The following is a 5,879-nucleotide window of genomic DNA, read 5'->3' on the forward strand; positions in this document are numbered from 1 at the left end:
CTTCCACAGCTCAAATAAATCATTAATCGCGATTAATAACTTATTTGAACCCTGGAAAGCATTAAATCAGACGGCCATTTGGCTCGTAAGTGTTGCAATTTCAACTTGTAAGGGGGTCTGGTAGCCCAGTGAACTATGAATTCTCTTCCTATTGTAGAAAGCATGCACATATTCAAAAAGGACGGCAGCGGCAGTTTCATAATCTTCAAAGACCGGCACTGGATAAACACATTCCTTTTTGAGGGAAGCGTGAAAGGATTCCATTGGCGCATTATCATACGGACAACCCTTACGGCTGTATGAGTGGCGGATATGTAGTTCAGTTAAACGTTGATTGTAATCATCGCTGGTATACTGTGATCCTAAATCCGTATGGATAATCAGGTCCCCAGTAATGGTTCGATTTTTAACCGCGCTTTCAAGGGTCTTTAAGACTAAATCAGTATCCATCTTTTTTGAGAACGAATAGCCGATAATCCGTCGTGAGTGCAGGTCCATGATGGTTGATAAGTAACACCAGCCATTACGCTTCGTTTGAATATAGGTCATATCAGCGGTCCATTTTTGATTTAAACCAGTGGTCGAGAAATCCTGCTTAAGCAAGTTGGGACACTGTTCAACCTTGGTTTTGGAAGCCGAAGCCGCTTTCCACTTATTGACGGTAACGGAGTGGATATCCAGTTCCTTCATGAGCCGGGAAATCCGTCGTGGACTGCACCGAAGCTGCAGTGGTTGAAGTTCCAGATTCAATTCATGGTGGATCTTCATAACACCGTATCGCTGCTTAAATTCCGCAAAGATCCGCAGAATCCGTTGTTTCAAGTCCGCATCTTCGGCCCGGCGTTTTGAAGGTTTGGGGGATCGATAACGATAATACTGAGCTCTGGAAACACCGAGGATTCGGCACATCTTGGTTACCTGGTGGTGATGGCTTTCTTGGTGAATGTAATCAAAGATATTGGTTACTTCTGCGCAAGGAAGCCCAGGGCTTTTTTTAGGATTGCGTTCTCCTCAGACAGCGAAGCCAGTCGCTTTTCCATCGCTTTGATTTCGTCTGGCGATTTACCGGATTGAGTTTTGGCCTGGCCCTGGATCCACTTATGAACGGTTGAATAGCCAATGCCATATCCTCTGGCCAGTCGGGCAGCTGATTCGCCTTGCTTATATAGGTTGATAATGTTTTGTTTGAATTCTTTGTCGTAACGAGTTGGCATGTAAAAATTCCTTCCTTTTGAGAGACGATTTATTCATTATACCCTCTCTTAAAAGTTGTCTCAGGAATCAGCTTACATCCAAGTAGTACAATGTAGATATCGAGTTAAATGGAGGGAATTCAATGTATAAAGCGGTTGTTTTTTTTGATCTAGATGGCACACTATTTGATAATCAAAGGAATGTTTCTGATGACAACATTGCAGCAATTAATCAGTTACGAGAGAACAATATTCTCCCTGTAATTTCAACTGGCCGAAATATTTTTGAAATTCAATATGTGATTGACGCTACCGGTATCAATTCATTAGTCAGTGCGAACGGTAGTTACGTTCAATATCAAGGGAAAAGGCTAAAGGCTGAGCAAATTAGTGATGAGGTGATTGAAGAGATTTTAGCATTTGCCAAAAAGCAGGGCGATGTGATTTCATTCTATAACAATGAAGAATTTGCCTTAACAGCTGAAAATGACTTAACTAAAGTTAACTATCGGCTGTTAAGATTGACGCCGCACGTTGAGCCGGACTTTTACAAGACTCATGAAGTCAATTTCTTGAACGTTTTTAATTATGATAAAGATAAACTGTATCAGGATGAATTCAAGGGTGAATTGTCATTGGTTAGAAATAATCCTCGCTGTTTAGATACGATGAAGTGGGGGGTATCGAAGCAAACCGGCATTCAAGCACTCTTGAAGAAAGCGCAATTAGGGGACATTCCGTCCTATGCTTTCGGAGATCAGCTGAATGATTTGCAAATGTTTGCTGAAGTGGATTACCCAGTCGCAATGGGTAATGGTCACCCAGATGTGAAAGCCAAAGCATCATTCGTCACTACTTCAAATGTGAATGGCGGAATTGTGAATGGGCTGAAGCATTACGGGTTAATCAAATAACTTACGACATGCAATCATTTAAGGGCTTCACCCTGAAATCCTCGTTTTGGATTTTAGGATGAAGCCCTTAAATGATGGGATTAAAGCATCAATTGTCCCAGTTTTCCAAATGGATTGAATTAGTCCATCTGTTTTTTAATGTTAGCCAAGGTCATTTCACTGGTATCAGTAAAGTTCACATCTGCATCCTTCAAAATTGTCTTGTCACCAATTCCAATGGAGGTTTCCCCAGCGGCGTTAATTGATTCAACTCCAGCGGCAGCATCTTCGACTCCAATGCATTGTTCTGGTTTCAAATTGATCAGTTCGGCACCTTTGAGGTAAATTTCTGGATCTGGTTTGCCTTTGCTCAAAGTTTTTGGATCCACAATCTTTGGAAAATAATCAGTCAATTGTAGCTTCTTCAAAACAGTAGGAGCATTTTTTGATGCAGAAGCTAATGATAACAGATAACCACCATCTTTAATTTCATCCAGGAATTCTTTAATCCCCGGAAGAATATTAGCTGGAGTCATTTTGTCAACCAACTTCAAGTAGTTTGTATTTTTTTCCGTTGCAAGATCAACCTTCTGATCGTCAGTATAGTGGTCTTGTAGATTACCTGCTTTTAAAATCATTTCAAGAGAATCCATCCGGCTGATTCCCTTTAATCCGTCTTCAAGTTCTTTGGACCATGGGGCACCCACCTTGTCAGCAACTTGATGCCAAGCTTGGCTGTGGAAAACCGAAGTATCCGTAATTACACCGTCGAGATCGAAGACAAAACCTTTAATATCTGAAAACTTTGCCATTGTATTTCACTCCTAATCTTATTTGTAAGTAATAACAGTTGGCTTGTTCTTGGATAATGAATAACCCTTGTCACCAACCTTGATGTGACTGCTCGAATCGGCAGTCACATTGATTTTATGATGACCGATTTCAAAATTGTACGTGATGCCTTGATACGTTTGCTTAAATGATAGCTTACTCCAAGTGGTTGGAAGGTGCGGGTTGATGGAAACCTCGTCGGTGTCAAACCGAACCCCGCCGTAACACTTGGTTTCAATTTCAAGCGTAGCACCCATGACGCCAAGGTGAATACCTTCAGCAGTGGTCCCACCTTGGATATCATAGTAATCGGAGAACAAGGCGGTTGAGAACAATTGCCAGGATTGATCCATATTGCCATCCATTTCATCCAGAACTGAATAAACAATTCGTGAAAGGGTGGATCCGTGAGTCGTTCGATCAAGGTAAAATCTTAAATTGGTGGTAAAGTAGTTGGCGGGCAACTTGTAACCAAGCCGGGTAATGACGTTTTGAACTTCATCAAATGATAATTCGTAATAAGCCATCAAAGTGTCGGCTTGTTTGGCAACTTGATAGGAATCAGGTGACTTACCTTCACCCTTTAACAGTCGATCAATTCGCGATATATCACCGTATTTCTTCCGGTAAGAATCAAAGTTGAGCTTGGAAAGATTGAAGTAACCGGAAAATTGACCAATGATGCCTTCTTCGTTGATATCGAGACGAAGTTTGTGGGCAATATCACTCATTTGATCGAGTAAACTATTGTCTGTTTGGGCTTTTTCATTGGCAGATTTGATTATCTTAGGATCTTCATGACTCATCAGCTCTGCGACTTTATCAAATAACCAAGAAACCATGATATTGGTATAAGCATTATTAGTGAGTCCGTGATCATCAGAGTTTGGATATTCTTCGTGGAATTCATCTGGTCCCATGACGTGATGAATATCGTAACGATCATCTTTTTTATCGTAGCTTGCCATGCTGGCCCAGAACTTGCAAATTGACAATAACATTTCTAATCCGTAGTTCTTCATGAATTCGGTATCACCTGTTAGATGAACATAATTAATGACATCGTAGGCAACTGACAGTGAAACGTGACGTTGCAAGCGACTGTTATCCGGATCCCATTCACCACTAACCGGGTTCAAGTGAACAAATTGAGATTGTTCATCCCCATACATCCCTGACTGCCAAGGATACATTGCCCCTTGCTTGTCTTCCGAGGCGGCGTATTTGCGCGCTTCACCGATTCGATTATAGCGATATAACAAGCACTGTTTAGCAATTGCTGGGTAATGAATAGCATAAAACGGTAGATCAAAGGTGACATCCCAGAAGATGTGGCCTCGATAAGCTTCACCGTGCAAGCCACGAGCGCCGACTGAGGAATCTAATTGACCAGAAGCCAAGGCGGCACTTGTCACAAGCATATGGTAGATGTTAACCCGCGTCAGTTTTTGGCTGGTCATATCATTATCAATTTGGATATCTGAATTCTGCCAAACGTTGCTCCAGAACTTTTGACTGTCGGCGAGGGTGTCATTGAACGAAGAAGCGTTCAGTTCCCTTTGGGCGGGTTGTTTCAAGTTGGCATCCTGAGTTTGGCTGGTAAATACTGTGACACATTTTTCAAATACATACGGTTTCTCAGGTTCTACTTGGATATCCAATTTTTGCTGGATTTGTTTATCTTCAGTTTCAGCTGAAATTAACTTGGTGGTATCGATATCTTTGCTAGAAAGCTTAGAATTAATCACAAAGTTAACGTGGGACGTCTTGGTTTGACCGGTTAACGAAATCTGGTTATCGTGGGCAGCCATACCAATGACGTCGATATGGTGTTGATCGAAATCCTGATAGCGCTCAACATTGCCATTAATAACAGTCCCGTCAATTTTTGAATAGAGTTGAATGCTCCCAGAAAAGTTGATTGGTTTTAATTCATACTTGATGGAATAACGATGCCAATTTGTCATATTGGCAACTTTGGTAGCCCGAACTTGCAAAATGTGGCCAGTTGATAATTGAATATGCAAGGTGGTTGTTAAAACACCGGTTCGCAAATTTAGGCTTCGATAAATATCTTGAATATCTTCTTTTTTAATTTCAAACGGTTGTTGATGATCCACCCCAAAACTGATGTATTGAGCATTGGGGAGGTTTACTAGATCTTCGTTGACAACATCCCGACCGTTAATTTTGGTTGTGAGTTGATTGTAGACACCAGCAACGTACATCCCAGGGTAATTATCCTGGTTGGCGTTCGCTTCGACATACGCACCCCGCAGGCCAAAGTAGCCGTTACCGATTGTCAGCATGGCCTCTTGCCCATAGTTACGCTTGCCGCTGTACTCACCATAATAATCAAGGTGCCACTTCAAATATTCCTGTTTTTCTGCCACTGCTTTTTCCAAACCAACATCTTGAACCTTATGCAGGTTAACGACCGGAATATTCATCATGTTGGCAATTGCTAGGCCAATATCGATCTTTTGATGATTAATACCGATGATCGTGTCAGAGAATTCATAGTTCAATGAATTCTCAATAATTGCTGCATCAATTGGCAACCCAGTGAGGGCAGCCTTAATGTTCTCAAGATTATCGCCAATTGAAAATTTGGGGTTGTAGGTGATCATAAACTTCCTAAAAGGGGGCTTATTGGAATTCTCTGAATAATTGATTTCCATGACCCCATCATGAGCCCTTATCGCAAACGTTCTCATAACAAAACCTCTTCTCAAGTATTTCCATTTGTGAAAATCATCTATAAGTTAATTCTAGTTCAAATATCCGGTAATCGCAATTAATTGGGGGTTTGAAAGCAATTTGAGCAAGCCGGCTGTTTTCATTTTTGCTGATTTTCGAGTAGATCTTTGATTTCTGAAAGCAGGACTTCCTTGCGATCAACACTGGCGGTTTTGGGCTGTTTTTTAACTATCCGATTAATGATTTATTTGAGCTGTGGAAG

General features: G+C 41.3%; 5 protein-coding genes. 1 reads left to right on the plus strand and 4 read right to left on the minus strand.

Annotated elements, in window-relative coordinates; translation table 11 throughout:
* Positions 1–66: 66 nt before the first annotated feature.
* Both FD26_RS10375 and FD26_RS10380 read right to left on the minus strand, forming a co-directional pair.
* Positions 67–957: an IS3 family transposase gene (locus FD26_RS10375; protein WP_103429363.1), complete on the minus strand. Its 891-nt coding sequence runs from the start codon at positions 955–957 to the stop codon at positions 67–69.
* 5 nt (positions 958–962) lie between these two features.
* Entirely contained in the window at positions 963–1,214 is a 252-nt protein-coding gene (locus tag FD26_RS10380) for an IS3 family transposase (protein ID WP_057868354.1), read from the minus strand.
* Between the two features lie 122 nt (positions 1,215–1,336).
* On the opposite strand from FD26_RS10380, the gene FD26_RS10385 reads away from it, so the two are divergent.
* The gene (locus FD26_RS10385) at positions 1,337–2,107 is read left to right on the plus strand and encodes a Cof-type HAD-IIB family hydrolase (RefSeq protein WP_057868355.1); all 771 of its coding nucleotides are present in this window, start codon (positions 1,337–1,339) and stop codon (positions 2,105–2,107) included.
* A 119-nt stretch (positions 2,108–2,226) separates the two neighbouring features.
* On the opposite strand, the gene pgmB is transcribed toward FD26_RS10385, so the two are convergent.
* Entirely contained in the window at positions 2,227–2,898 is a 672-nt protein-coding gene (pgmB, locus tag FD26_RS10390) for a beta-phosphoglucomutase (protein ID WP_039098360.1), read from the minus strand.
* An 18-nt stretch (positions 2,899–2,916) separates the two neighbouring features.
* Entirely contained in the window at positions 2,917–5,634 is a 2,718-nt protein-coding gene (locus FD26_RS10395) for a glycoside hydrolase family 65 protein (protein WP_057868356.1), read from the minus strand.
* Positions 5,635–5,879: the final 245 nt, after the last annotated feature.

The organism is Companilactobacillus crustorum JCM 15951, from assembly GCF_001434585.1.
Taxonomy (GTDB): Bacteria; Bacillota; Bacilli; order Lactobacillales; family Lactobacillaceae; genus Companilactobacillus; species Companilactobacillus crustorum.